Annotated in this window: 4 protein-coding genes; 2 read left to right on the top strand and 2 right to left on the bottom strand. The window is 70.1% G+C overall.

All coding sequences use genetic code 11. From position 1 onward, the window contains the following. Position 1: 1 nt before the first annotated feature. The gene (locus JF597_RS53950) at positions 2–313 is read right to left on the bottom strand and encodes a DUF397 domain-containing protein (protein WP_294014414.1); all 312 of its coding nucleotides are present in this window, start codon (positions 311–313) and stop codon (positions 2–4) included. A 2-nt stretch (positions 314–315) separates the two neighbouring features. On the opposite strand from JF597_RS53950, the gene JF597_RS53955 reads away from it, so the two are divergent. Beyond that, a complete protein-coding gene (locus JF597_RS53955; RefSeq protein WP_294014416.1) occupies positions 316–819 on the top strand; it encodes a hypothetical protein in 504 nt (167 codons plus the stop codon). Between the two features lies 1 nt (position 820). Beyond that, positions 821–1,285: a pyridoxamine 5'-phosphate oxidase family protein gene (locus tag JF597_RS53960; RefSeq protein ID WP_294014418.1), complete on the top strand. Its 465-nt coding sequence runs from the start codon at positions 821–823 to the stop codon at positions 1,283–1,285. A gap of 59 nt (positions 1,286–1,344) precedes the next feature. Here JF597_RS53960 and JF597_RS53965 read toward each other — a convergent pair whose 3' ends face one another. Then, positions 1,345–2,244: an RNA polymerase sigma-70 factor gene (locus JF597_RS53965; RefSeq protein ID WP_294014426.1), complete on the bottom strand. Its 900-nt coding sequence runs from the start codon at positions 2,242–2,244 to the stop codon at positions 1,345–1,347. Between the last annotated feature and the right edge of the window lie 147 nt (positions 2,245–2,391).

Here is a 2,391-nt window from a genome sequence, read left to right on the forward strand (position 1 = left end):
ATCATTCAGCGGTTGTAGACGTCCAGTCGACGAAGGTGTTGAAGGCGGCGGGGTCGATCGTGAGGATCGGTCCCGCCGGTGTCTTGGAGTCGCGGACGGATACGACGCGGTCGACCGGCAGGTCCTGTCCTCCTTCGACCCCGGGATGCCCGTGTACGACGACGGCACGGACCCGTCGGTCCTCGCCTGGCCGACGGACGGCGGGAGCATGACTCCGCCGCAGGTCCTGGAGTACCTGGAGAGCCGGTTCGGGCTGTGGGTGCCGAAGGACTCCGAGGCGCGGCGGCTTCCGGCGGCCGGCCTGTCGACCCACCGATGACTTCGGCCCGCCTGCGCGGTCATCACTCCGAGGAGGTGTTCGCGATGGGCGCGACGGTACGGCAGGAGGCTCTGGAGCGGCTGCGGGTTCTGGTCGGGGAGTGGGTGGTGGAGGCGGAGTTTCCCGGGCAGGCGGTGGGGGCCGGGCGGAGTGTGTTCGAGTGGGCGCTGGACGGACAGTTCCTGGTGCAGCGGACCGAGACGCCGGACCCCGCCCCGGACAGTACGGCGATTGTGTCGGTCGAGCCGGAGACCGGGGCGTACACGCAGCACTACTTCGACACGCGGGGCGTCGCACGCCTGTACGCGATGACCTTCGACGGCGAGGTGTGGCAGCTGTTGCGTGAGGAGGAGGACTTCTCCCCGCTGTCCTTCCGGCAGCGTTTCACCGGGCGGCTGAGCGCGGACGGCGACAGCATCCACGGCGTGTGGGAGCGGTCGAAGGACGGGTCGGCGCAGTGGGAGACGGACTTCGCACTGACGTACCGAAGGAGCCGCTGAAATGAAGCCCACGGCGGAGAACGCACGCGGGATCGTCGATGCGAGCCGGTACCTGGTGCTGGCCACGGCGGACGCGGAGGGGCGGCCCTGGAGCACGCCGGTCTACTTCGCGCATGTGGGGTGCCGGGAGTTCTTCTGGGTGTCCTCGCCGGAGTCGGTGCATTCGCGGAACATCGCGGTGCGGCCCGAGGTGGGGATCGCGGTCTTCGACTCGTCGGTGGAGATCGGCACCGGGCAGGGTGTGTACATGCCGGCCGTGGCGGCCGAGCTCGTGGACGGGGCGGCTGCAACGAGCGCGCTGGAGGTCTTCTCCCGGCGGTCGCTGGGGCACGGCGGGCAGGTCTGGACCCTCGACGACGTACGGGGCGACTCCGGGCTGCGGCTCTACCGGGCGGTGGCCGAGGCGCACTCGATGCTGGCGAAGGACGGGCGCCCGGATCACCGGGTGGCGGTGGATCCGGGCTGAGGGTGCAGGACGGGGCGGGGTGACCCGCCACCCGGGCGGGTGTTTCGGAGCCGTTGGCGTCAGCGCAAGGTGAGCTGCAGGGTCTCGGAGGTGGCGCGACTCAGCTTCTCGGGGTTGCGCACGAAGTAGAGGCCGGTGATGCGGGCGTCCTCGACACGGACGGCCAGGACACCGTCGAGCTCGCCGTCCACGTGTACGGCGAGTGCGGGGCTGCCGTTGACCACGGTGGGCTCCCAGGTGATCGTGGCCTCGACCTTGGCGGAGCCGCCGATGTAGAAGCGGACGATCTTCTCGGCACCGAAGACGGGCCTGAGCGCGGCCTTCTTGACGCCGCCGCCGTCGCTGAGCAGAACGACATCGGGGGCGAGTACGTCGAGGAGGTCCTGCGGGTTCCCGGTCTCGACAGCGCGCTTGAAGGACTCCAGAGCCGCCCGGGTCTCACTCGGAGAGGCTGCCCGGCGGGGCCTGCGGGCGTCTACATGCCCACGGGCGCGGTGAGCGATCTGCCGTACGGCCGCCGGGGTCTTGCCGACGGCCTCGGCGATCTCGTCGTAGTCGACCTCGAAGACCTCGCGTAGCACGAACACCGCCCGCTCGGTCGGGGAAAGGCTCTCCAGCACGAGCATCATCGCCATCGACATGCTCTCCGCGAGTTCGATGTCCTCGGCCACGTCCGGCGTGGTGATCAGCGGCTCGGGCAGCCACTGGCCCACGTACGCCTCGCGACGGCGCTTCATGGTGCGCCGCCGGTTGAGCGCCTGCCGGGTCGTGATCCGCACCAGGTACGCCCGCTGGTCCCTCACCTCTCCCAGGTCGACCTTGACCCAGCGTAACCAGGTCTCCTGGAGGGCGTCTTCGGCGTCGGCCGCCGATCCGAGCATCTCGTAGGCGACGGTGAACAGCAGGTTGCGGTGGGCGACGAACGCTTCGGTCGCCAGGTCGGTGGCGTGGTCGGTCATCTCTCGGTCCTTCTCCCTCGGATGCCTGGTCAGGCTGCCCACCCTCGCGATGGCCGGCGCCCTGCCGTGCCTGGCCGGCGGCAGTTGGCGGCGGTGGTCGCCCCTGGGTCAGGTGCGCACGACGACATCGGTGTTCTCAGCCAGAGG

This window comes from Streptomyces sp. (assembly GCF_019510245.1).
Lineage (GTDB): Bacteria > Actinomycetota > Actinomycetes > Streptomycetales > Streptomycetaceae > Streptomyces.